At 70.6% G+C, this 22,001-nt stretch carries 21 protein-coding genes and 1 pseudogene; 12 read left to right on the forward strand and 10 right to left on the reverse strand.

The window, feature by feature from the left end; translation table 11 throughout:
- Nucleotides 1–24: 24 nt before the first annotated feature.
- Genes AB0B89_RS16680 through AB0B89_RS16690 form a run of 3 tightly spaced genes read left to right on the forward strand, consistent with a single transcriptional unit; the run spans nt 25 to nt 1,838 of the window.
- The gene (locus AB0B89_RS16680) at nt 25–558 is read left to right on the forward strand and encodes a hypothetical protein (RefSeq protein WP_358553220.1); all 534 of its coding nucleotides are present in this window, start codon (nt 25–27) and stop codon (nt 556–558) included.
- 3 nt (nt 559–561) lie between these two features.
- Entirely contained in the window at nt 562–1,047 is a 486-nt protein-coding gene (locus AB0B89_RS16685; protein ID WP_358553166.1) for a hypothetical protein, read from the forward strand.
- Complete coding sequence (locus tag AB0B89_RS16690) at nt 1,044–1,838, forward strand: GDSL-type esterase/lipase family protein (protein WP_358553168.1); 795 nt, start codon at nt 1,044–1,046, stop codon at nt 1,836–1,838. Before AB0B89_RS16685 ends, AB0B89_RS16690 begins: the two co-directional genes overlap by 4 nt.
- 241 nt (nt 1,839–2,079) lie before the next feature.
- On the opposite strand, the gene AB0B89_RS16695 is transcribed toward AB0B89_RS16690, so the two are convergent.
- The 5 genes from AB0B89_RS16695 to AB0B89_RS16715 all read right to left on the reverse strand — a co-directional run bounded on the left by AB0B89_RS16695 (nt 2,080) and on the right by AB0B89_RS16715 (nt 5,755).
- Nucleotides 2,080–2,829, reverse strand: coding sequence for an alpha/beta hydrolase (locus AB0B89_RS16695; RefSeq protein ID WP_358553170.1), 750 nt, complete (start codon nt 2,827–2,829; stop codon nt 2,080–2,082).
- Nucleotides 2,830–2,984: 155 nt separating this feature from the next.
- Nucleotides 2,985–3,743: a 4'-phosphopantetheinyl transferase superfamily protein gene (locus AB0B89_RS16700; protein ID WP_358553172.1), complete on the reverse strand. Its 759-nt coding sequence runs from the start codon at nt 3,741–3,743 to the stop codon at nt 2,985–2,987.
- Nucleotides 3,740–4,027, reverse strand: coding sequence for a hypothetical protein (locus AB0B89_RS16705; RefSeq protein WP_358553174.1), 288 nt, complete (start codon nt 4,025–4,027; stop codon nt 3,740–3,742). The genes AB0B89_RS16700 and AB0B89_RS16705 overlap by 4 nt, the downstream gene beginning before the upstream one ends.
- Nucleotides 4,028–4,600: 573 nt before the next feature.
- Nucleotides 4,601–4,858, reverse strand: coding sequence for a phosphopantetheine-binding protein (locus AB0B89_RS16710; RefSeq protein WP_358553176.1), 258 nt, complete (start codon nt 4,856–4,858; stop codon nt 4,601–4,603).
- Between the two features lie 162 nt (nt 4,859–5,020).
- Nucleotides 5,021–5,755, reverse strand: coding sequence for a GntR family transcriptional regulator (locus tag AB0B89_RS16715; RefSeq protein ID WP_358553178.1), 735 nt, complete (start codon nt 5,753–5,755; stop codon nt 5,021–5,023).
- A 146-nt stretch (nt 5,756–5,901) separates the two neighbouring features.
- Here AB0B89_RS16715 and AB0B89_RS16720 point away from each other — a divergent pair, with 146 nt between their 5' ends.
- The 6 genes from AB0B89_RS16720 to AB0B89_RS16745 all read left to right on the forward strand — a co-directional run bounded on the left by AB0B89_RS16720 (nt 5,902) and on the right by AB0B89_RS16745 (nt 13,679).
- Nucleotides 5,902–7,182 carry an extracellular solute-binding protein gene (locus tag AB0B89_RS16720; protein ID WP_358553180.1) on the forward strand — a complete coding sequence of 427 codons (1,281 nt, stop codon included), beginning with the start codon at nt 5,902–5,904 and terminating at the stop codon, nt 7,180–7,182.
- A gap of 63 nt (nt 7,183–7,245) precedes the next feature.
- Nucleotides 7,246–8,343, forward strand: coding sequence for a sugar ABC transporter permease (locus AB0B89_RS16725; RefSeq protein ID WP_358553182.1), 1,098 nt, complete (start codon nt 7,246–7,248; stop codon nt 8,341–8,343).
- The gene (locus tag AB0B89_RS16730) at nt 8,340–9,182 is read left to right on the forward strand and encodes a carbohydrate ABC transporter permease (protein ID WP_358553184.1); all 843 of its coding nucleotides are present in this window, start codon (nt 8,340–8,342) and stop codon (nt 9,180–9,182) included. The genes AB0B89_RS16725 and AB0B89_RS16730 overlap by 4 nt, the downstream gene beginning before the upstream one ends.
- A 99-nt stretch (nt 9,183–9,281) precedes the next feature.
- Nucleotides 9,282–10,580: a beta-N-acetylhexosaminidase gene (locus tag AB0B89_RS16735; RefSeq protein WP_358553186.1), complete on the forward strand. Its 1,299-nt coding sequence runs from the start codon at nt 9,282–9,284 to the stop codon at nt 10,578–10,580.
- 105 nt (nt 10,581–10,685) lie between these two features.
- Nucleotides 10,686–12,092 carry a cellulose binding domain-containing protein gene (locus AB0B89_RS16740; protein WP_358553188.1) on the forward strand — a complete coding sequence of 469 codons (1,407 nt, stop codon included), beginning with the start codon at nt 10,686–10,688 and terminating at the stop codon, nt 12,090–12,092.
- 159 nt (nt 12,093–12,251) lie between these two features.
- A complete protein-coding gene (locus AB0B89_RS16745) occupies nt 12,252–13,679 on the forward strand; it encodes a wax ester/triacylglycerol synthase family O-acyltransferase (protein ID WP_358553190.1) in 1,428 nt (475 codons plus the stop codon).
- A 24-nt stretch (nt 13,680–13,703) separates the two neighbouring features.
- Here the strand turns inward: AB0B89_RS16745 and AB0B89_RS16750 are convergent, their stop codons facing one another.
- From AB0B89_RS16750 to AB0B89_RS16770, 5 genes and pseudogenes are all read right to left on the reverse strand, one after another.
- Nucleotides 13,704–14,126, reverse strand: coding sequence for a pyridoxamine 5'-phosphate oxidase family protein (locus tag AB0B89_RS16750; protein WP_358553192.1), 423 nt, complete (start codon nt 14,124–14,126; stop codon nt 13,704–13,706).
- Nucleotides 14,127–14,259: 133 nt separating this feature from the next.
- Nucleotides 14,260–14,934 (reverse strand): annotated as a pseudogene (locus tag AB0B89_RS16755) (LLM class flavin-dependent oxidoreductase); the annotation flags it as partial.
- Nucleotides 14,933–16,114: an SfnB family sulfur acquisition oxidoreductase gene (locus tag AB0B89_RS16760; protein WP_358553194.1), complete on the reverse strand. Its 1,182-nt coding sequence runs from the start codon at nt 16,112–16,114 to the stop codon at nt 14,933–14,935. The pseudogene AB0B89_RS16755 and the gene AB0B89_RS16760, both read right to left, overlap by 2 nt.
- A 375-nt stretch (nt 16,115–16,489) precedes the next feature.
- On the reverse strand, nt 16,490–17,392 hold the full coding sequence (locus AB0B89_RS16765; protein ID WP_358553196.1) for an ROK family protein: 903 nt from the start codon (nt 17,390–17,392) through the stop codon (nt 16,490–16,492).
- Nucleotides 17,393–17,445: 53 nt separating this feature from the next.
- Entirely contained in the window at nt 17,446–18,654 is a 1,209-nt protein-coding gene (locus AB0B89_RS16770; protein WP_358553198.1) for an ROK family transcriptional regulator, read from the reverse strand.
- 190 nt (nt 18,655–18,844) lie between these two features.
- Here AB0B89_RS16770 and AB0B89_RS16775 point away from each other — a divergent pair, with 190 nt between their 5' ends.
- The 3 genes from AB0B89_RS16775 to AB0B89_RS16785 are packed head-to-tail and all read left to right on the forward strand — an operon-like array spanning nt 18,845 to nt 22,000.
- On the forward strand, nt 18,845–20,215 hold the full coding sequence (locus tag AB0B89_RS16775) for an extracellular solute-binding protein (protein ID WP_358553200.1): 1,371 nt from the start codon (nt 18,845–18,847) through the stop codon (nt 20,213–20,215).
- A complete protein-coding gene (locus tag AB0B89_RS16780; protein ID WP_358553202.1) occupies nt 20,212–21,141 on the forward strand; it encodes a sugar ABC transporter permease in 930 nt (309 codons plus the stop codon). The genes AB0B89_RS16775 and AB0B89_RS16780 overlap by 4 nt, the downstream gene beginning before the upstream one ends.
- A 37-nt stretch (nt 21,142–21,178) precedes the next feature.
- Nucleotides 21,179–22,000 carry a carbohydrate ABC transporter permease gene (locus tag AB0B89_RS16785; RefSeq protein WP_358553204.1) on the forward strand — a complete coding sequence of 274 codons (822 nt, stop codon included), beginning with the start codon at nt 21,179–21,181 and terminating at the stop codon, nt 21,998–22,000.
- Nucleotide 22,001: the final 1 nt, after the last annotated feature.

Raw genomic sequence — 22,001 nt, forward strand, 5'->3', positions numbered from 1 at the left:
GCAGTAACGGCCACTCCAGTCCAGTTGAACGCCCTCAACAGCCGGTACCACAAGGCCGGGCTGGGCGTCTTCACGGTGATAGTCCTGGCCCACTGGGCCGAGCACATCGCCCAGGCGATCCAGATCTGGGTCCTCGGCTGGCCTCTCCCCGAGGCGCGCGGCGTGCTCGGCGTGCCGTTCCCGTGGCTGGTCAAGTCCGAGTGGATGCACTACGGCTACGCCCTGTTGATGCTGATCGGCCTGATCATTTTCAGGAAGGGCTTCACCGGTACCTCGCGCACCTGGTGGACCACGGCACTCGTCATCCAGATCTGGCACCACTTCGAGCACCTGCTCCTGCTCAGCCAGGCGCTCAGCGGGTCGAACCTGCTGGGCCGTCCCGCTCCGACCAGCATCATCCAGCTCCTGGTGCCCCGGGTTGAGCTGCACCTGTTCTACAACACGATCGTCTTCATCCCCATGGTGATCGCGATGATCCGCCACCTGCGGCCGAGCGAGTCCGAGCGTGCCGCGATGGTGTGCACCTGCGCCCGTCCCGCGCACGCCCACGGCTGGTAAGGGATGACGGCGGAACACGCGAGGCGGGGGCGCTCCCCGTTCTTCACCGCGGTCCTGACCCTCATCGGCGCCTTCCTGCTCTACCTCGTCGTCCCCAACGCCGGCCCGGTCCTGCGCGCGGCGCGGGCCGACGGCGACCCCGGGGTCTTCACCGCGCGGAGCGTCAGCTGCATCCAGCACCCCGGCCACGAGAGCTGCTCGTGGCTCGGGGAGTTCCGGTCCGACGACGGCAGGATCGACCGCGCCGAGGTCGCGCTGTACGGGGCCGACCGGGAATCGCTGGAGCCCGGGGCGGAGACCAAGGCCATCGACGTCGGCCGCCCCAACCTCGTGTACGGGCCGGGGGGCTCCCGCGAATGGGTCTTCCTGGCGCTGCTGCTCCTGGCCGGCCTCGCCGTCCTGGTGTTCGCGTACGCAGGACCGGCGCGCCGTCTGCTCAGCGCTTCCACGCCGGGGAAGACGGCGGTGCGAAGCGCGTCCCACCTGTGAGCGCGCCGCCCGCCGGTCGGCGGCGGGGGACGTGGCCGTCCGCCGGCGGGGGCGCGGCGCCGAACATCATGATCGTCGGTGACTCGATCAGCCAGGGGCGCGAAGGCGACTACACCTGGCGGTACCGGTTCTGGCGGAACCTCACCGAGCTGGGGGTTCCCGCGCGCTTCGTCGGGCCGTGGGCGGGGACGTGGGTGGCCTCCGCGGCCCAGCCGGGCGACGCCCCGGCCCACCCCGGGGACCCCGTCCACGCCGGACGCTACCGGCGGGGGATCGCGTTCGGAGGGAGCAGGCACTACGCGAGCTGGGGACGCCGGCTGCGCGAGGCCAGGGACAACATCGGGGACGCCGTCACCGCCCACGACGCCGGCTACCTCATGGTCGCGCTCGGATTCAACGACCTGGCCTGGGGTGTGTCCGCCCCCGCCGGTCTGCTGGCGGACGCGGAGACCTTCATCACGCGAGCGCGCGACGCCAATCCGGACGTCCAGCTCCTGTTCGCCAACGTCGTGCACCGCACCCCGCTGCGTGAACATCCGAACCTCGCGCGCGACATCACTTCCTACAACCGGGAGCTGTCCTTCCGCCTCGCGGCGATGTCGACGGCCCGGTCGAGGACCGTCCTGGTCGACCTCGGCGGTGTCTACGATCCGTACGCGGACGCCTACGACGGCGTCCATCCGAACAGCGTCGGCGAGATCAAGATCGCGCTGGCCTTCGAGCGGGTCTTCTCCTCGGCGTTCGCCTACGGGGCGGCCGGTCTGGCCACCCCGGTTCCCACTCTGCTGTGAACCGGGGGAGATCCCGTCTGCCGCTCTTCCGGCCGCGCGAGGGCACGGCGAAGCGATGCCGTGAGGGCTGTGGTGGAGGGGCGAGATCGCGGCGCGAGATCCGTGTCCCCGATGGGACCTGTCGCGTGATGCCGCCGACCTCGGGGCCCGCTACGGGGCCGACCTTCGTGCTTCGTCCTGAGCCGTGCTCTCGTCCTGGGCCGTGCCGTCGTCCAGGGTCGTTTCGTTCGTGACGGGCCGGCTAGACGTGGGCGGGGGCGTACGGGGGGTTCTCCTGGGAGGCGATCGAGGTCAGGAGGGTGACGAGCTGGTCGGGGGCCGAGACCATCGGCCAGTGCCCGGTGTTGATGGTGTGGAAGGACCAGTTCGGCTCGGCGCGCATGGCCGCGACGTCGTCGGAGACCCGGCCGCCGAAGTGCTCCTTGGAGCACACGATGTAGCTCGCCCGCTGCTGTGCCAGGGGCCGCTTCAGGACGGCGGGTTCGGACAGCGTGTGCCCGGGATGCCCGACGAAGCGTTCCACCAGCCACTGGGCCTGCTGGATGGACAGATCTTGTCCCTCGGCCACGATCGTGACATCGGGGATCGGCCAGCGCCCGCTGTTCTCGGCGATCAGCGCGAGCTCTCCGGCGCGCTGGCGCTCCGGGAAGGCGTGGAGCATCGACTTCCCGTCGTGCGGCAGGAAACCCTCCACGAACACGGTGTGCGTCACGCGTTCGGGCGCCCGGTCGGCCACCAGGCCGGCGACGATGCCCGAATAGCTGTGCCCCACCACGATGACGTCGCGCAGGTCTTCCTTCGCGAGGATCGACAGCACGTCGTCCACATGGGTGGCCAGGCCGACGGTGGAGACGTCGGCGTCGGGGCTGGACAGTCCCGACAGGGTGATCGGGCGGACATGGTGGCCGAGGTTACGCAGCCCTCGGGTCACCGGCTCCCAGGCCCAGGCGCCCATCCATGGGCCCGGAATGAGGATGAAATGATTTGTCACGGCAGGTCGGCTTCCTCTCCTTTACAGCTAGACTGCCTCTCAAACAATACGGAAATCGGACCTGGCGGTTAGTTTATCGGCGCGGCCGGGGGCTCTGCCGAAGAAGAATTCCCGTAGTTATTCAACAGTCTCGTGCCGGATCGAGTCAATGGTGGTCAGGCGGCTATGGGCGCCGCGGAAGAGAACGAGTTGTGGCGAACGGCGGTGGCCTCCCATTCGGAGATCGTGATCGGGGCGGTGTCCGTGAGGACCGCGACCACGCCGACGTACCCGTCACCGGGGTAAAGGGTGGTGATTCGCACGCTTTCGGGGGAGATATCGAGCGGCCATGCGAGCAGTTCGGGCTGCTCCAGGGGACCGCTGACCTCCACCTTGTCCGGGGGGATCCGCAGCCCGTGGCCGGTCGCCTTGAGCACCGCCTCCTTGCACACCCACATCCGGGCGAAGCCCGCCTGCTGGTCGCGCTCGGGGAGCGTGCCGAGGACCGCCTTCTCGGCCGGGGACAGCGCGCACCGTATGAGCTCGCTGACCGGCGCGGTCGGGATCTCCTCGACGTCGACGCCCACCGGGCCCGCGGTCGTCAGGGCCACCGCGACGCGGTTCCCCGAGTGCGAGATCGAGGCGTGCAGCGAGTCCCCGGTGAGGATGTACGGCCTGCCGTGCGGCTTGTCGCAGCTCCCGCAGCGCCGCTCGATGGGCACGTCCTCGGGCGGCATGTCCAGCTGGGTGGCGGCGGCGGTGCGCAGCAGCCAGGCGGCAGTGACGAAGCGGCGCCGGTCCTGCTCGCGGCGGTAGGTCGTGGAACGCTTCAGCTCGGTTTCGTTGAGCACGCCGAGCAGCGTCTCGATCGGCTGGTCCTGCGGGTCCGCCCACCATACGCGGCATTCGGCGGACTTCAGGGCGAGGGCGTTCATGGCGTGTCTTCCTTCGCTTCGTTGTGGCGGGTGGTCAGGGCGTGGCAGGTGACGAGCTCCCAGTCGCTGACTTCGGGATTGGTGAGGATGGCGGTCACCTCGGCGCGGATCTGCGCGCTGCTGATCTCCTCGTCGGTGTGGACCCGGATGGCGATGTCGCCGGTGACGTTCTTGAGGTCCTTACGCCATTCCTTCGGTAGCAGGGCAAGGATCCGGATTCCGTCCACCGGTGAATTCGGTGAAGGTTCTCCGGCCGTACGGCGGATTCTCAGTTCGACCAGCATCTGATTTCTTCCTCAGTCCCAGGTGGTGCCGGGTGTGGCATTCGCGGAGTCCCATGTGGTGCCGGCGGCGAATTTGAATCCGGAGGAGCGGTTCGGGTCCTTCATTTCGTGGTCTCATTTCCTGGGCTGCGGTATCTCTTCTCGCACAACCAACTCTCGGCGATTCATGGCCCGCGAACCAGACGATTCCAAGTCAGCAAGTTGCACGCGGGTAGCAGCTTCCTGCCAGCGGCCGGCGGGACATGCCCGCTCGGGACGGCAGGAGGGGAACAACCCCAGGTAGACGGCCCGCGCGACCCGCGCGCAGGCCGCCGGAGATCCGGGCATGGCTGCATCCGGACAGCGCCTTGGTCAGGGCGTGCATCCGGACAGCGCCTTGGTCAGAGCCGCGCACGCGGGCACGGCGCGGACGGTCAGGGCGTGCCCGCAGGCACGGTGGCGCGGAGAATCCCGCGTTCCCCGGGCATGGCGCCGGGATTCCGTGGTCCCCGGGCATGGCGCTGGGATTCCAGCGGTCCCCGGGCATGGCGCCGGGAGTCCCGGGGTCCGGGAGGGTGGTGCCGGAGCGGGGGCCTAGACGCCCAGCTCGCCCCGCTTGTCAGGGGATGAGACGCTCCTCGCCTTCGTCATGACGTGGCGCACGAAGGCGTCCAGGCTCTCGTGCTCGAACAGGTCGCCCACCTCGACCCTGACGCCGAGCTCGTCGTCGATACGCGAGACGATTCGCAAGGCGGACATTCCCCGGCCGCCCAGCTCGGAGAACGTGGCATTCGCCTCACCGGGCGAGACGCTGAGCACGTCTTTCCAAATTTCCTCGACCCGCTTCTCCATTGCCGAAGAACTTATGTCCCCCACGCGACCACTCCCATTCGACGCCCGTTCACGTGCCCGGCACCCCCTGGAAGGACCGTACCCACTCGCCATTGGCGCATATTGGGCCCCGCCCAGGCAAGCTCACGGGCGGACTCGGGCGCATGTGCGGGGGGTGCGGCCTCAGCCGGAGTTGGCGTCGAAGTGGAGTTCGGAGGTGACGCGGTAGCGGTCGCCCCGGTAGATGGAGCGGACGAACTCGACGATCCGGCCGTCGGCATCGCGAGTGGTGCGTTCCACGCCGAGGGCGGGGAAGTGCTGGGGGACGTGCAGCAGCTCGGCCTCGGTCTCGTCGGTGACGGTGGCCTCGATGGTCTGCACGGCGCTGCGGACGTCGACGCCGAACCTCTCGCGCAGCAGGCGGTAGAACGACCCCGACTCCATGTCGGCGGGGACCAGGCCCTCCACCAGGGCGTCCGGCAGCTGGATGCGCTCGATCGCCATCGGCTCGTCGTCGACGATGCGCAGCCGTACCACGCGCAGGACGGGGGCGGCGGGGGAGAGCCGGAGCCGGGTGGCGAGCTGCGGGCCGGCGGGGACGAGGCCGAACTCCAGTATCCGGCTGAGCCACCGGCCCTCGGCCGGAGGGGCGTAGAAGGAGCCGCTGGGCGTGGCCGACAGCGCCTGGGTGACCCGGTGGGGACCGGTGAAGGTGCCCCGGCCGTGCTCGCGGACCAGCAGGCCCGACCTGACCAGATCGTCTATCGCCGCACGCAGGGTGGGGCGGGACACCCCCAGCTCCTTGCAGAGGTCCCGCTCGGACGGGATGGCCTCGCCCGGCCGCTTGTCGGCGATGAAGTCGAGCAGGAAGTCACGCACCCGATCACGCTTGAGCCCGGCCCGCATGTTCAGAGTCACACCAGTGACATTACCAGCGTATTACCAATCTTGGGCGGCCCCCCTGGGCTCTGCTTTCGGGAAGGGTCTTGACGCGCCAACTGGTTAAGACCACTCTATCCATATCGGGCGGATTGCTTACCAATATCTGACCAATGGGAGATCCCGTGAGGTATCGCCTTCTCGCCGCGACAGGAGTGCTGGCGCTCGCCGCCGGCCTGACCGCGTGCGGTTCCCCCTCCCCGTCCACCGGCTCTTCCGGCTCCTCAGGAGCGGGCGAGGCCCAAGCGAAGCTCACGGTCTGGGTGATGCGCGACAGCTTCTCCGACGCGGTGCTCGGCCGCTTCACGACCGAGTTCCAGCGGACCCATCCCCAGGTGACCCTGGACGTCCAGATCCAGGAATGGGACGGCATCGGCCAGAAGGTGACCAGCGGCCTGGCCAGCAACGACGCCCCCGACGTGATCGAGGTGGGCAACACCCAGGTCGCCGAGTACGCCGCCAGCGGCGGGGTGAAGGACCTCACCGACAAGGTCGCCGACCTCGGCGGCGCCGACTGGCTCCCCGGCCTGGCCGAGCCCGGCAAGATCGACGGGCACCAGTACGGCATCCCGTGGTACGCGGCCAACCGTGTGGTGATCTACAACAAGGACCTGTTCGCCAAGGCGGGGATCACCGCTCCGCCCAGGACGCGGGAGGAGTGGCTCGCCACCACCGCCAAGCTCGACAAGGGTGGTGACCAGGGCATCTACCTCGCGGGGCAGAACTGGTACACCCTCGCGGGGTTCATCTGGGACGAGGGCGGCGACCTCGCGGTCAGGGACGGCGCCGGGTGGAAGGGCGCCCTCGACACCCCGCAGGCGCTGGCCGGCATGGACTTCTACAAGCGGCTCCAGGCCCTCGGCAAGGGCCCGAAGGACTCCGACGAGAGCCGGCCGCCGCAGGCGGACGTGTTCGCCAAGGGCGACGTCGCGCAGCTCATCTCCACCCCGGGCGGCGCGGTGGCCATCGAGAAGGCCAATCCCGGTCTGGCCGGCAAGCTCGGATTCTTCCCGATCCCGGGCAAGACCTCCGACAGGCCGGGCGCCGTGTTCACCGGGGGCTCCGACCTGATCATCCCCGAGGCGTCGAAGAACCAGGACCTCGCGTACGAGGTGGTCAAGGCGCTGGCCGGGGAGGCGTTCCAGGTCGACATGGCCAAGGAGATGAGCTACGTCCCGAACCGCGTCTCGCTCGGGAGCGCGCTCGACGGCAACGAGGGCACCGCCGCGATGGCCGCCGGAGCCGCGAACGGCCACGCGACCCCGAACTCGCCCAACTGGGCGGCGGTCGAGGCCAAGAACGTCATCAAGGAGTTCATGACCAAGGCGCTGACCGGCGGGGATCCGGCGGCGGAGGCGGCCACGGCCTCACAGACGATCACCACGATCCTCAACACCAAGTCCTGAGCGCCGGGGCTTCCCTCCAGCCGAACCCGTCGAACCCGTCGAACCCGTCGACCGAGGAGTGTCGTGTCCGTCTCACCCCTGACCCCCACCCCACGGCGGGGGCGCGGCAAGGAGGTCTCCGGGGCGCCGGAAGGGCCGGACAGTTTCCCCGGGGCGCCGGAGGGTCCGGTGGGCGTCCCCGGGGCGTCCGCCGGTCGTACGAGCCGTCCCGGTACGTCCGCCGCCGGTCCGCGCCGTCCCGGGGAGGAAGGCGCGGACCGGAGGGGGCCGCGCATGGCCGGGCTGTGGCCTTACCTGCTGGTCGCGCCCACCGTCGCCGGGGCCGCCTTCCTGCTGCTCTACCCCCTGACGCGCAGTGTGGTGATCTCGTTCCAGCACTTCAGGACCGGTGAGCTGATTCGAGGCGGGGCGGCGTTCGTCGGCCTGGAGAACTACCAGGAAGTTCTGGGCGGCGCCGAGTTCTGGGCGGTGGTGCGCCGCACGCTGGTCTGGACGGCCGTCAACGTCGTCCTGATCATGGTGATCTCCACGCTGACGGCGCTGATGATCGCCCGGCTGGGCAGGCGCATGCGGACGGCCGTGATGGGCGGCCTGGTCCTCACCTGGGCGACGCCGGTCCTGGCGGCGACCACGATCTTCCAGTGGCTGTTCCAGTCACGGCTGGGCGTGGTCAACTGGCTGCTGGTCAGGCTCGGGTTCGAGTCGTTCAGGGACTACACCTGGTTCGCGGGCGGCTCCTCGACGTTCGCCATCCTGGTCATGCTGGTGGTGTGGCAGTCGGTGCCGTTCGCCGCGCTCACCCTGTACGCGGGCCTGACCACGATCCCCGTCGAACTGGACGAGTCCGCCCGGATCGACGGGGCGACCGGAGCGCAGATCTTCCGCGAGGTCACCTTCCCCATCCTCCGTCCGCTGTTCGGGCTGATCACCTCGCTGGAGGTGATCTGGGTGTTCAAGTGCTTCGCCCAGATCTGGGCGATCAGCAAGGGCGGCCCGGAAGGGGCCACCACGACCCTGCCGATCTACGCGTTCCAGGTCGCCCAGTCGCTGCACAGGTACGACCTCGGCTCGGCGATCTCCACGCTGACCGTGCTGATCCTGCTGGCCGTCCTGCTCACCCACCTGCGGCGGATGCTCAAGCACGAAGGAGAGGTCCTGTGACACCGCTGCCCCGGCGGCTCGCCCGCCGCGTCCCTTTGAACCTGGCGGCGCTCGCGGTCCTGGTCGTCTCGGTCTTCCCCGTCTACTGGATGGCCGTCACCGCGTTCACCCCGGCCGCCGACATCCAGTCGGAGACGCCGACCTTCTGGCCGGCCCATCCGACGGTGGAGCACTTCGTCACCGCCGTGAGCGCGGACGGCTTCGGGATGTTCTGGCGCAACAGCATCGTCGTCACCGTCTCCGCCGTGCTGCTCTCGCTGGTGGTGGCGCTGCTGGCGGCGTTCGCGGTCGCGCGGATGCGGTGGCGCGGCAGGCGGGCGTTCATCCTGATGGTCTTCATCGCCCAGATGGCGCCATGGGAGGCGCTGCTGATCTCGATGTTCATCATCGCCCGCGACACCGGCATGCTCGACAGGCTCTCGATGCTGACCCTGCTCTACTTCATGGCCACGCTGCCGTTCACGATCGTGACCCTGCGCGGCTTCCTCGCGGCGATCCCGCCGGAGCTGGAGGAGGCCGCGATGATGGACGGCGCCAGCCGTACGGTCGCCTTCCGCCGGGTCGTCCTGCCCCTGCTGGCCCCCGGCCTGATGTCCACCTCGCTGTTCGGCTTCATCACGGCCTGGAACGAGTTCGCCTTCGCCAACGCGCTGATCATCAAGAACCAGGACGACCGGACCCTGCCGGTGTGGCTGTCGTCCTTCAGCAACATCTTCGGCACCGACTGGGGCGCCACGATGGCCGCCGCCGGCCTCTTCATGCTCCCCGTGCTGCTGATCTTCCTCGTCCTCCAGCGCAGGGTCACCTCCGGCATGATCGCCGGCGCCGTCAAGGGCTGACCTCGGACTCCACCTTCTCCCTTGGCGCGCCTGCGCCAAGGGCGTGCGTCAGCGCGCCCGTGAACAGGGCTCGTGAAGCTGCGAAAGGAAGAGACAAACGTGATCATTCCGCGGCCGCGGGAGCTGGCCGTCCTCGGGGGCTCCGTCGCTTTCCACCCAGATCTTGTACGGCTCGCGCCGCAGGACCCGTCCTTGGGAGAGGAGGGATACCGCCTGCGGGTCGGCCCGTCCGGGATAGAGCTCGCCGCCGGAGGCCGGGCGGGCCGGTTCTACGGGCTCCAGACCCTCGCCCAGTACGGCGCCGCCGTGCCGTACGGGACCATCGAGGACAGGCCCCGGTTCGGCTGGCGCGGCGTCATGCTCGACGTGGCCCGCCACTTCATGCCCAAGGCGTTCGTGCTGCGCCTGATCGACCTGCTGGCCGAGCACAAGCTCAACATCCTGCACCTGCACCTGACCGACGACCAGGGCTGGCGGCTGGAGATCGAGCGCTATCCCCGGCTGACCGAGGTCGGCGCCCGGCGTGGCGGATCCCCGGCGCCGGGGGACTCCCGGGAGTTCTACTCCCGCGAGGACGTGCGGGAGATCGTCGCCTACGCCGCGGAGCGGTTCGTCACCGTGGTCCCCGAGATCGAGATGCCCGGCCACGTCCAGGCCGCGATAGCCGCCTACCCCGAGCTGGGCAACGAGCCGTCCCGGCGGCTTCCTGTCTGGTCGGAGTGGGGGATCAGCGAGCACGTGTTCAACCTGGAGGAGTCCACCATCCGGTTCTGCCAGGACGTCCTGGACGAAGTGGTGGAGCTGTTCCCCGGCCCGTACATCCACGTCGGCGGCGACGAGTGCCCGCCGGTCGAGTGGGAGCGCAGCCCGAGGGCGCTGCGGCGGCTGGATGAGCTCGGGCTGGCCGGGCCCTCGCAGGCGTGCGGGTGGTTCATCGGCCGGATGGCCGAGCACCTGTCGGGGCACGGGCGCAGGCTCATCTGCTGGGACGAGCCCGACCGGGAACCCGCGCCCGGCACGACGGTCATGGTCTGGCTCGACGAGCACGCCGGAGGGGACAGGACCGACATCATCCTGGCCCCCCACACGCGGACCTACCTCGACTACTACCCGTCGGACGCCCCGGGGCAGCCGCCGGCGCAGCCGGGGGTCGTCACGCTCGCCGACGCCTACGCCTTCACCCCGGACCCGGGCGTGCGCGGGGTGCAGTGCCAGATCTGGACCGAGTACATGCCCACGCCGGAGCAGGTGGAGTACATGGCCTTCCCCCGGCTGTGCGCGTTCGCCGAGGTGGCCTGGGGGTCGCCCCGCGATTACCCGGACTTCCTGCGGCGGCTCGACCCGCACCTCGCCCGGCTGACCGCCCAGGGCGTCCACGTGGGGCCGCTCATCCCGTAGCCACCCGATCTCGCCCCGCGAGCCCGATGAACGCGTTCACGCCCCCTGCGGAGCGGAACCGCACGTGAGCGCAGGAAAGGAATGAAAGTGCCAAGGAAGACCAGAGTGTCGAGGAAGCTGTTACTGGGCGGGCTCGTGGCCGCCCTGCTCGCGGCGCTGATCGGGGTGAGCGCCGCCGGCCCGGCGGGCGCCGCCCAGTCGCTGCGGCTGCAGTACAAGACGAGCGCCACGGGCGCCACCGCCGACCAGGTCGAGCCGTGGTTCAACCTCGTGAACAACGGCACCACGACGGTGGCGCTGAGCGGGGTGAAGATCCGCTACTACTTCAAGGCCGACTCGGCGTCGCAGCAGTACCGCTTCGCCTGCTCGTGGGCGGTGATCTCCTGCTCGACGGTGACCGGCGCGTTCGGCGTCATCTCGCCCGGTACGGCCACCGCCGACCGCTACCTGGAGGTGGGCTTCACCTCGGGCAGCCTGGCGCCCGGAGCGCAGACCGGTGACCTGCAACTGCGCTTCTACCGGTCCGACTGGCAGACGATCACGCAGAGCGACGACTACTCGTTCGGCCCCGCGCGCACGACCTACGGCGACTGGACCAAGGTGACCGTCTACCAGAACGGCGTCCTGCTCTGGGGCACCGCTCCGGCGGGAGGCGGGACCTCTCCCTCGCCGACCCCGACCGTCACGCCGCCTCCCGGGGGCAACGCCGGGGTCGTCTTCGACGACTTCGCGTACACCGGCTCCGACGACCCGGCCATCACCGCGCACAACTGGACCGTCCGCACCAACTCCGGCGGCCCCGGCGTGCCCGGGGCGAGCTGGCCGAAGGGCAACGTCAGCTTCCCCTCGATCGGCACCGGCAACCAGGCGCTCCAGCTCAAGGCCGTCACCGACGGCACGGGGGCGGGGACGCAGCAGGCGGAGTTCCTGCACCAGCGCAAGTTCCTCGAAGGCACCTACGCCGCGCGCGTGAAGTTCTCCGACGCCCCCGTCAGCGGCCCGGACGGCGACAACATCGTGGAGACGTTCTTCACGATCACCCCGCTGGCCGCCGACCTCGACCCAAACTACAGCGAGCAGGACTTCGAGTACCTGCCCAACGGCGGCTGGGGCGAGACGGGCGACATCATGTACACCACCTCGTGGGAGACCTACCGCAACGACCCGTGGCTGGCGGTCAACGTCCACAACGAGGTCAGGGCGAGCTACGACGGCTGGCACGACCTGGTCCTCCAGGTCTCCGGAGGGCTCATCAAGTACTACATCGACGGCGCGCTGTTCGCCCAGCACGGCGACATCTACTACCCCGAGACCGTCCAGTCGGTGAACTTCAACCTGTGGTTCATCAGCGGCGGCCTGGTCGGCAGCTCTTCGCAGCGCGGTTATGTCCAGCAGGTCGACTGGTTCTACCACGCGAAGAACGAGGTCGTGGCGCCCGCCGACGTCACGAGCCGCGTCAGCGGGTACCGCTCCACTGGGACCCGCTGGGTTGACACCGTCCCCGCCTCCTGACCGATGATCGCGGTACGGCTCGCGCCGCTCGGGGGCGCGAGCCGTACCGGCACGCCGGGCGGGAGTGGGAGGAGCGGTCGGCGCGGCCCGCATCGTACGGTCGGGAGGGGGCAGGTAGGGAAGGGACAGGGTGCCGGCCGAGATCGAGGAGGTGGGCCCGTGCGGCAGCTCAGCGCGCTCGACGCGCAGTTTCTCAACTTCGAGACCGAGACGAACGTCGCCAACGTCGCCGGGCTGTCGATCCTCGAAGGCGAGGTGACCCGTGACGACCTCGTCAAGCTCGTGGAGGAGCGGTCGGCGCTGGTCGCGCCGCTCCGGCAGAGGGTGGTGCCGGTGCCGCTCGGCCTCGACCATCCCTACTGGGCGCAGGACGAGGCGCTGGACCTCGACTACCACGTGCGCGAGCTGGCGCTCCCGTCTCCGGGGACCGACCGGCAGCTCGCCGCGCAGGTGGCCAGGCTGCACGCGCGGCGGCTGGACCGGCGCCACCCGCTGTGGGAGATGTACCTGATCCACGGGCTGGAGGGCGGCCGTACCGCGCTGTACACCAAGCTGCACCACGCCGCGATCGACGGCATCGGCGGGGCCGACGTGCTCGCCGCGTTCATGGACACCGAGCCACGGCCGAAGCGCCGCGCCGCCGGGCGGCCCGCGGAGCCGGAGCGCGCCCCGGAGACGGCGGAGATGCTGCTCAGGACCGCGGGACGGCTGGTCGCCAACCCGGCCCACCTGCTGAGGTTCTTCGCCGAGGCGATGCCCTACCTGGACGAGATCCCGGTCATCTCCCGGCTGCCCGGCGCGGTGCCGGTGTCGCGGGCCACCCGCTGGCTGGCCCGCCAGGTCGGCCTCGGGAAGGAGGTCCCCGAGCTGCCGAAGCTCACCGCGCCCCGTACGCCCTTCAACGGCCCGGTGTCCGCGCACCGCCGGTTCGCTTTCGTGGAGATCCCGCTCGACGAGGTCAAGCAGATCAAGAACGCCTTCGGCATCACCGTCAACGACGTGGTCATGACCCTGGCGGCGACGGCCGTCCGGCGCTGGCTGATCGCGCACGAGGCGCTCCCCGCCGAGCCGCTCGTGGCGGGCGTCCCGTTCTCGTTGCGGGACGCGGGCGCGGACGGGCCGGGCAACCAGGTCACGCTCATGATCACCTCGCTGGACACCCAGATCGCCGACCCGGGCGAGCGGCTGGAGGCCGTCCACCAGGCGATGCGGCGGATCAAGGACCGCTTCAACCTGTCCCCCGCGCGCTGGCTGCGGCACCTGAGCGAGAGCATGCCCGCCGCCCTCACCGGCCTGGCCGACCGCGCCGCCTTCGGGCTCGTCGCCCAGACGTCGCCGCCGGTCAACCTGATCATCTCGAACATCCCCGGCCCGCAGATCCCGCTGTACGTGTGCGGGCGGCGGCTGCTCGCGCAGTACCCGGTGTCGGTCGTCACCGACGCGAGCGGAGGCCTCAACATCACGGCCTTCTCTTACGACGGGCAGATCGACGTGGGGGTCGTCGCCTGCCGCACGATGGTGCCCGACGTGTGGAGCGTCGTCGACCACCTGCGTGAGGCGCTTGAGGAGCTGAAGGCGCTCACCTGAGCGCGGCCTCCCCAGGGGTCCGGCTCAGGTGAGCGCGGCCTCCCCGTGGATCCGGCGTCCGGTGATCTGCTGGGGGTACATGACGATGAAGTGGTCGCCGCCGCCCCGCGCCCACGGGGTCAGGGGGAGCAGGGCCAGCCGCTCGATCTCCGCGAGATCCTGTACGGCCCGGGCGTGCCCGACCATGGTGACCGACCATCCCTGGTGCGCCCGCGCGTCGAACTCGTCCGCCTCGAAGGCCACGACCGCGTTGCGGGCGGCGGACGCCAGCCGGGAGCCGGCGGTGGTCCGGATCACGACATGCTCGCCGTCGAGGACGAACCCGACGGGCTGGACGGCGGGGAGGGCGCGGTCGGTGAACACGATGCGCCCGACGGGGACGGAGGCCAGCAGCACGAGGCACTCCTCGCGTGACAGCACCTGCAACCCCGCCGAATCCAGTGTCATGGGTCCAGATTGCCCGACGCGGAAAGCGTCGATCAGGGCCGAAGGTCCCGTCCTTCCCGGGCGATCGGCCCGCCTCCCCCGGAGACCACACCGGTCGGCGGGTCAGCCCTCGGGCCTCACGGATGCCGGTGGGTCAGACCCCCGCGAACGGGACGGCGGCCGGGGCGGACGTGCCCTCGCGGCTGGGGTGGGCCCACAGCCCGCGCCGTTCGAGGATCGGCAGGACCCCCTCGCCGAACCAGTAGGCCTCCTCCAGGTGCGGGTACCCCGACAGCACGAACTCGGTGAGACCGAGGTCGTGGTACTCGGCGATCCGGTCGGCCACCTCCTGGTGGCTGCCGACCAGGGCGGTGCCGGCGCCGCCGCGCACGAGCCCGACCCCGGCCCACAGGTTGGGGGCGACCAGCAGGTCGGAGGTGTCGCCGCCGTGCAGGTCGAGCATCCTGCGCTGGCCCTCGGACTCGCTACGCCGCAGGCCCTCCTGCACACGCCGGATCGTCTCGGGGTCGATGCCCTGGAGCAGCCGTCCGGCAACCGCCCATGCCTCTTCGGCGGTGTCGCGGGTGATGATGTGCAGGCGGATGCCGTACCTCAGGGTGCGCTCGCGCTCGGCGGCCAGCGCGGCGATCCACTCCAGCTTGGCGGCCACCGCGGCGGGCGGCTCCCCCCAGGTGAGGTAGACGTCGGAGTGGCGGGCCGCCACCGGTCCGGCGGGGCCGGAGGAGCCGCCGAAGTAGATCGGCGGCAGCGGGTCGGGGACGCGCGGGATGCGGGCCCCCTCGACCTTGATGTGCCTTCCGGCGAAGTCAGAGCAGGCCATGGCGGGGCGGCGGGGTGCCGTTCAGGGTGTAACGGCCGATGTGCTGGATCTTCCAGCGCACCGGGTCGTGCAGCGTGTGGGTACGGGCGTTGCGCCAGTGCCGGTTCAGGTTCAGGTGCTCCAGCGCGGACCGGGTGCCGGAGACCTCGAAGACGGCGTCGGCCAGCTCGATCGAGGCCCGGTCGGCGTAGGCCTTGGCCGTGGCCACCGCGATCGAGGCCGAGGCGGCGCTGTCGTCGTCGAGATCGGCCCTGGCCGCGTCCACGGCGTCGCCCGCCTCCCGGAGCAGCGCCTCGGCCGCCCTGAGCGTGATCGCGAGCTCGCCGAAGCGCTGGATGAGCAGCGGGTCCTCGGCCGCGCTCTCGTACCCGCTCTCGAACCACGGCCGACTCTTGGTGCGGACGAACTCTGCCGCCTCGGCCAGCGCGGTGCCCGCGATGCCCACATCGATGGCGGCGTGCAACAGCTGGGCCACGGCCCCGTGGAGCTGTGGCCCGGTGAACGTCAGGTGGTGGGGAACCACGCGGTCGGCCGGCACGCGCACCCCCCGCAGGTGGACGGTGCCGCTGGCGGTGAGCCGCTGGCCCATCCCCGCCCAGTCGTCCACGACCTCGACGCCCTCGGCGTCCCGGGGGACGTACGCCACCTGGAGCCGCTCGTCGGGGTCGCGCGCCAGCACCGGGATCCAGTCGGCGAACAGCGCGCCCGTGCTGTAGTGCTTGTCGCCCTCCAGCACCCACCCGCCGTCGGCGTGCGGGGTCAGGCGCGTGCGGTGGTCCTGCACGTGCTTGGTCCCCGCCTCTGACTGGGCGTTGCCGAGCCGCCTGCCGTGGAGGATCTCGGCGAAGAAGAACTTCCGCTGCTCAGGGGTGCCCTGGCGGCGCAGCACGTTCACGTAGACGAAGTGGCTCTGCGGGATCTGCGCGATGTTGGGGTCGCCGGCCGCGAGGAGCCGCACGACCTCCGCCAGGGTACGGCCGCTCACGTCGGCGCCGCCGTGGTCACGGGGGACCGTGATGGCGAGCAGGCCGCTCCCGGACAGCTCGTCGAGCTCGGCGGAGGGCAGTCGGCGTTCCCGGTCGCGGTCGGCGGCCCCGGCGGCGAACTTCTCCGACAGCCTCGCGGCGGTCGCGAGCGCTTCCGCGTCGCTCGTGATGATCTGCGCCATGGTCCTTCCTCAGTGTCCGTACGACGGTGGGCCGGGCACGTCGCCTCCGACTATAACCAACCAAACAGGTCGTAAAAATCTGGAACAGGAGCGGACCTCTGCGGGTGGGCTACGAGCCCGTCAGGTCGTAGACCACCGCGCCGCCGACGGTGGCGGGGGTGAAGGTGGACTCCACTTCGCCGAGGGTGGTAGACACACGACCGTCCTTTGCCGGTTGCGGGAGATGCACCGTAAAGCTAGGACGGCACGGCTACCAGCGCCGTAAGAGAAGTTTGAGAAATCCATGAATTGGGCCTTCGCGGCAGGCCCTCCCCGGGACCGGGCCGCGGGCCCCCCGAGACCCGGCGGCAGGCCCCTGGGACCGGGCGGCGGGCGTCAGAGCAGGGCCATGCGGGCCGCGCCGACCAGCCCTCCGTCCCGGCCGAGGGCCGCGGGGGTGACGCGCAGTCGCTGGACGAACCCCAGGTGCGCGCGGCCGGCGACGGCCCGGCGCAGCGGGGCGAAAAGCAGCTCGCCGGCCCCCGCGACCCCGCCGCCGATCACCACCTGGTCGAGGTCGCAGACGGCGGCCACCGAGATGATCGCGCTCGCGAGGGCGCCTGCGGCGCGCTCGAAGGCGGCCAGGGCCACCGCCTCGCCGTCGCGGGCCGAGCGTGACAGCTCGCGCGCGTCGGGGCCGTTCCATCCCTGGTCCCTGGCCCAGCGGACCATCGAGGGGCCGCTCGCGACGGTCTCGACGCACCCGGTGGCCCCGCAGGGGCAGAGGGAGCCGCCGGGGTCCACGACGATGTGCCCGATATGGCCGGCGTTGCCCGTCGGCCCGGCGTAGGGGACGCCGTCGAGGACGAGGCCGCCGCCGATGCCGGTTGAGACCACGATGCCGAGCATGGCCGCCGCGCCGCGTCCCGCGCCGCGCCAGGCCTCTCCGGCCGCCGCCGCCACGGCGTCGCCCACGAGACGGGACGGAACGCCGGGCACCACCTCGGCCACCTGGGCGAGGATCGGGAACTCCCGCCAGGCGGGGATGTTGACCGGGCTGACCGTGCCGGCGAGGAGGTCGAGGGGCCCCGCCGACGCGACGCTGACCGCGAGCGGCGGGGCGTCCCCGGCCACGTCGTGGATCAGGTTCGTGAGGGCGCGGCCCACCACGGCGGCCTCGCCGGGGAGCGCGGCGGGGGTGGGCACCTCGCCGCGGCGGAGCACCGCGCCGTCCTCGCCGATCATGGCGGCGGCCAGTTTGGTGCCGCCGATGTCGGCGGCCAGCACGTAGGGGGTCATGGGCTTCTCGTCGCTCGGGAGATGGGCGGGCCGGCGGTCGCGGTGCCGGGGGATCAGGATGTCAGGAGGGCGTCGAGGCGAGGGGCGTAGGTGGCGTGGAAGACCAGCGAGGCCGCGCCGATCGCGGCGGCGTCGGCGGCGATGGGGGAGACCTCGACCCGCGCGGTGTGCAGGCGGCGGGCCAGGGGCCGGGTGGCCACGGCGTCCGCGATGACCTGCCGGTAGAAGCCGGCGACCTCGTGCATGGCGGGCCCGCCGATCACCAGCAGGTCGATGTCGAGCACGTTGACGATGCTCACGGCGGCGTCGGCGAGCCGGGCGGCGACCTCCCCGATGACCTCGCGGGCGAGCGGATCCCCGGCCGCGGCCGCCGCGCAGATCGCCGCGTGGCCGGGGCTTCCGCCGAGTGCGCTCCGGGCGCCGCCGGCCAGGCGGGCTCGTACGGTCGCTTCGATGGCGCTCGGGCAGCAGACCGCCTCGACGCAGCCGCGGTTGCCGCAGTAGCACTCGGGCCCGTCCGGCACGACGGCGATGTGGCCGAACTCCCCGGCGTTCAGGGACCGGCCCCGGTAGATCCGATTGTCGAGGAACAGCCCGCCGCCGATGCCGGTGCCGAGATACAGGTAGGCGAAGCTCGGCGTGGAGCGCGCGAGGCCGGCCCAGCGCTCGCCGATGGCCGCGGCCGCCGCGTCGTTGTCGAAGGTCACAGGGAAGCCGGTGTGCTCCTCCAGCAGGCGCTTGATCGGCACGTGGTCCCACCCGGTCAGGCGCGGCGGGAAGCGCATGGCGCCGTCGGCGTCGAGCGGGCCGGGACAGGCCAGGCCGACGCCGAGCACCTTGCCGTCGGGCACTCCCGCCTCGCCCAGCATGCGCCGGGCCGTGACCGCCATCTGGCGGATCACCTCGCCGGGCGCGAGGCCGGGCCGTACGTCGGTGCGGAGCCTGGCGACCGGCTGCCCCGCGAGGTCGGCGAGGACGTACGAGATCTGCCCGGGGTCGAAGTGGATGCCGACGGCGTGCCCGGCGGCGGGGTCGACCCGCAGGATCGTGCGCGGTTTGCCGCCGCTGGAGGGGAGCGACCCGTCCTCGATGACCAGGCCCTCCTCCAGCAGCCTGCGCACGATGACCGAGACGGTCTGGGCGGTGAGGCCGGCACGCTCGGCGATCTGGACGCGGCTGATGCCGTCGGAGACCTGGATCGCGTCAAGGACGACGGCACGGTTGTAACTGCCTACTTTCGGCAGGTTTGTGCCCATCTGCATGCCTAGCTCCTGGCGTCCTTGAGGTCCTCAGGCAATATCGCACAACCCGTTGACTTAGTAAATCAAAAAGACTTACGTTCTCGTCACCCATGGAAACACGGCCGAAACACGGCCGGCGGACCACTCCAGCGCGGGGGTCGGGGCCCCGGGGTTGTGCTCGTGGGCGCCGCAGGGCCGGAGAAGGAGTCCGATGCGACGAGCGATGGCGGCCTCGATACTGGCGGTCGCGACGGCCGCCACGGCGGTCGCGTGCGGTGGGGACACGACGCCGGAAGGCGCCGGCGGGGCCAAGGAGATCGAGGTCCTCTACAAGACCGAGCCCGGCTGGCCCTACATGACCAAGGTGCTCCAGCAGGCCAAGACCGAGTACGAGTCCGCGCACAAGGGCGTGACGATCAAGCTCACGCCGGTCCAGGGCGGCAACGAGGTCTACTACACCAAGCTCGCGCTGCTGAACCGCTCGGCCGACTCGGCTCCGGAGGTGTACCTCCACGACACCTTCCAGGTCAACGCCGACGTGGCCGCCGGGAAGCTCGCCCCGCTCGACGACTACCTGAGCTCGTGGCCCGACTGGGCGACGCAGTACGACGACTCGGTCAAGCAGGCCGCCAAGGGCCCCGACGGCAAGATCTACGGCGTCCCGATCAGCACCGACACGCGAGGCCTGTGGTACAGCAAGGACGTCTTGGCCAAGGCCGGCGTCCAGGTGCCCTGGGAGCCCAAGACCTGGGCGGACGTGCTGACCGCGGCCCGCGCGATCAAGCAGAGGGTCCCCGGCGCCATCCCGTTCAGCATGTACTCCACCAAGCCGCACGGCGAGGCCGCCACCATGCAGGGCTTCGAGATGCTCCTATACGGCACGCCGGGAGGCACGCTGTACGACGACACCCAGAAGAAGTGGGTGGCCTCCAGCAAGGGCATCACCGACTCGCTCGGCTTCATCAACACGATCTACCGCGAGAACCTCGGCCCGAAGCAGGCCGACGCGTTCAACGTCAAGCTGGGCGAGAAGGTGCAGTACGACTGGTTCCCCGCCGGCAAGCTGGGCATCGACCTCGACGGCGCCTGGCTCTCCTCGGCGTGGAAGCCCACCGGCACCAAGCCGTGGCCGCAGTGGGCCGAGAAGATCGGGTGGACCCCCATGCCGACCCAGAACGGCGAGGCCCCCGGCGCGGTCAGCATGTCGGGCGGCTGGGTCATGGCGATGAGCTCCTACGCCAAGGACAAGAAGGAGGCGTTCGACTTCATCAGCGTCGTGACCAACAAGCGCAACACGCTGACGTACTCGGTCAGCTCCGGTGACCTCACGCCCCGCAAGGACGTGGCCGCCGACCCCGCCTACACCGCCGGCAACCCCGCCGTGAAGTTCTGGACCGACCTCGCCTCGGTGACGCACTACCGCCCGGCCTACGAGGTCTATCCCAAGGTCTCCGCCGAGGTGCAGAAGGCCATGGAGGCCATGACGACCGGCTCCAAGGCCCCCGAGGCCGCCGCCAAGGAGTACGCCGACGCGCTGCCCGGCGTCGTGGGCGGCCCCGGCAAGGTGACCTCCGGCTCATGACCGTCACGACGGCGACGCCGCCGCGGGCGGCGGGCTCCTCCGCGCCGGGGGAGCCGCGCCGGCGGGCGCGCGGGGCCCTGCGCTGGATCCTGCCGCTCGCGCCGGCGCTGGTCCTGCTCGTGATCTTCCTGGCGGGGCCGATCCTGTGGAGCGTCTACATCGCCTTCACCAACGAGACGCTCACCGGCGCGGCGTCGGTGAACTCGCGGTTCGTCGGCGTGGACAACTTCGTCAAGCTGCTGGGCGACGAGGACTTCCGCCACTCGTTCCTCCTCACGTTCGTCTTCGTGATCGGGTCGGCGGTCATCGGGCAGAACACCCTCGGCCTGCTGATCGCGCTGCTCCAGCGCGGGCGGGGACGGCTGGTGAGAAGCGTGGTGAACGGCGTCGTGATCGCGGCCTGGGTGGTGCCCGAGGTCGTCGCGGCGGCGTGCTGGTTCTCGTTCCTCTCGGAGGAGGGCACGCTCAACGAGCTGCTGGGCGCGATCGGCCTGTCCCAGGACTGGCTGTTCACCGCCCCGATGATCGCGATCATCCTGGCCAACATCTGGCGGGGCACCGCGTTCTCGATGCTGGTCTACTCGGCCGCGCTGTCGGACGTGCCGGGCGACCTGCTAGAGGCGGCCTCGGTGGACGGGGCGACCACCTGGCGGCGGTTCGCGCACATCACGCTGCCGCTGATCCGCCGCTCGATCATGTCGAACCTCATGCTCATCACGCTGCAGACCCTGGCGAGCTTCGGCCTGATCTACGCCCTCACGGGCGGCGGCCCTGGCACGGCCAGCCAGACCACGCCGCTCTACATGTACGAGCAGGCGTTCCGCTACTTCGAGATCGGGTACGGCAGCGCCATGGCGCTGGTGATGCTCGTCATCGGCGCGGCGTTCTCCCTGGTCTACCTGCGACTGATCAAGGTGGACGCCTGATGGCCCGCGTGAGCGCCCCCGCCCAGGGGGTCCGCCGATGACCCGCGCGGGCGCACGCGGCGCGGCGCTGATCTCGCTCGTGGTGATCACCCTGGCCTTCGCCGGCCCGTTCCTGTGGGTGGTGCTGGCCTCGCTGCAACACCAGGCCAACCTCACCGCCAAGCCGGCCTTCCGGTTCTCCCTGGAGAACTTCGCCGCGGTGCTCGACTGGGAGACCGTCTACCAGCCGATCGTCAACTCGATCGTCATCTCCGGGGCCACCGCCGTCCTCACCGTGGTCCTCGCCGCGCTCGCCGCCTACCCGCTCTCCCGCTACAAGCTGCGCTTCGGGCGGCACTTCATGCTGACGCTGCTGTTCACCACGGGTCTTCCCGTCACGGCCATCATGGTGCCGGTCTACTCGATGTTCTTCCGGTTCAACCTGTACGGGTCGATCCCGGCGATGGTGCTGTTCCTCGCGGCGAGCGCGCTGCCGTTCGCCATCTGGATGATGAAGAACTTCATGGACGGCGTGCCGGTGAGCCTGGAGGAGGCGGCCTGGGTCGACGGGGCCGGGTGGGTGCGGTCGCTGACGCGCGTCGTCGTGCCGCTGATGGCCCCCGGCGTCGCCGTCGTCTCGATCTTCGTCTTCGTCGGCCAGTGGGGGAACTTCTTCGTCCCGTTCGTCCTGCTCGACACGCCGGAGAAACAACCGGCGGCGGTCACCATCTACACCTTCTTCACGCAGTACGGCCAGGTCGCCTACGGCGAGCTGGCCGCCTTCTCGATCATCTACACGGCCCCGGCCGTGATGCTCTACGTCGCCGTGAACAAGTACCTCGCCGGTTCGTTCAGCTTCGCCGGATCAGTGAAGGGTTGAC

Source organism: Sphaerisporangium sp. NPDC049002 (assembly GCF_040649355.1).
GTDB lineage: Bacteria > Actinomycetota > Actinomycetes > Streptosporangiales > Streptosporangiaceae > Sphaerisporangium.

Excerpts from the sequence above, each read along its gene's own strand:
- AB0B89_RS16685 (WP_358553166.1), top strand. The coding sequence starts at position 562 with ATGACGGCGGAACACGCGAGGCGGGGGCGCTCCCCGTTCTTCACCGCG.
- AB0B89_RS16750 (WP_358553192.1), bottom strand. The coding sequence starts at position 14,126 with ATGACACTGGATTCGGCGGGGTTGCAGGTGCTGTCACGCGAGGAGTGC.
- AB0B89_RS16770 (WP_358553198.1), bottom strand. The coding sequence starts at position 18,654 with ATGCAGATGGGCACAAACCTGCCGAAAGTAGGCAGTTACAACCGTGCC.
- AB0B89_RS16710 (WP_358553176.1), bottom strand. The coding sequence starts at position 4,858 with ATGGAGAAGCGGGTCGAGGAAATTTGGAAAGACGTGCTCAGCGTCTCG.
- AB0B89_RS16780 (WP_358553202.1), top strand. The coding sequence starts at position 20,212 with ATGACCGTCACGACGGCGACGCCGCCGCGGGCGGCGGGCTCCTCCGCG.
- AB0B89_RS16785 (WP_358553204.1), top strand. The coding sequence starts at position 21,179 with ATGACCCGCGCGGGCGCACGCGGCGCGGCGCTGATCTCGCTCGTGGTG.
- AB0B89_RS16775 (WP_358553200.1), top strand. The coding sequence starts at position 18,845 with ATGCGACGAGCGATGGCGGCCTCGATACTGGCGGTCGCGACGGCCGCC.
- AB0B89_RS16700 (WP_358553172.1), bottom strand. The coding sequence starts at position 3,743 with ATGAACGCCCTCGCCCTGAAGTCCGCCGAATGCCGCGTATGGTGGGCG.
- AB0B89_RS16765 (WP_358553196.1), bottom strand. The coding sequence starts at position 17,392 with ATGACCCCCTACGTGCTGGCCGCCGACATCGGCGGCACCAAACTGGCC.
- AB0B89_RS16760 (WP_358553194.1), bottom strand. The coding sequence starts at position 16,114 with ATGGCGCAGATCATCACGAGCGACGCGGAAGCGCTCGCGACCGCCGCG.
- AB0B89_RS16705 (WP_358553174.1), bottom strand. The coding sequence starts at position 4,027 with ATGCTGGTCGAACTGAGAATCCGCCGTACGGCCGGAGAACCTTCACCG.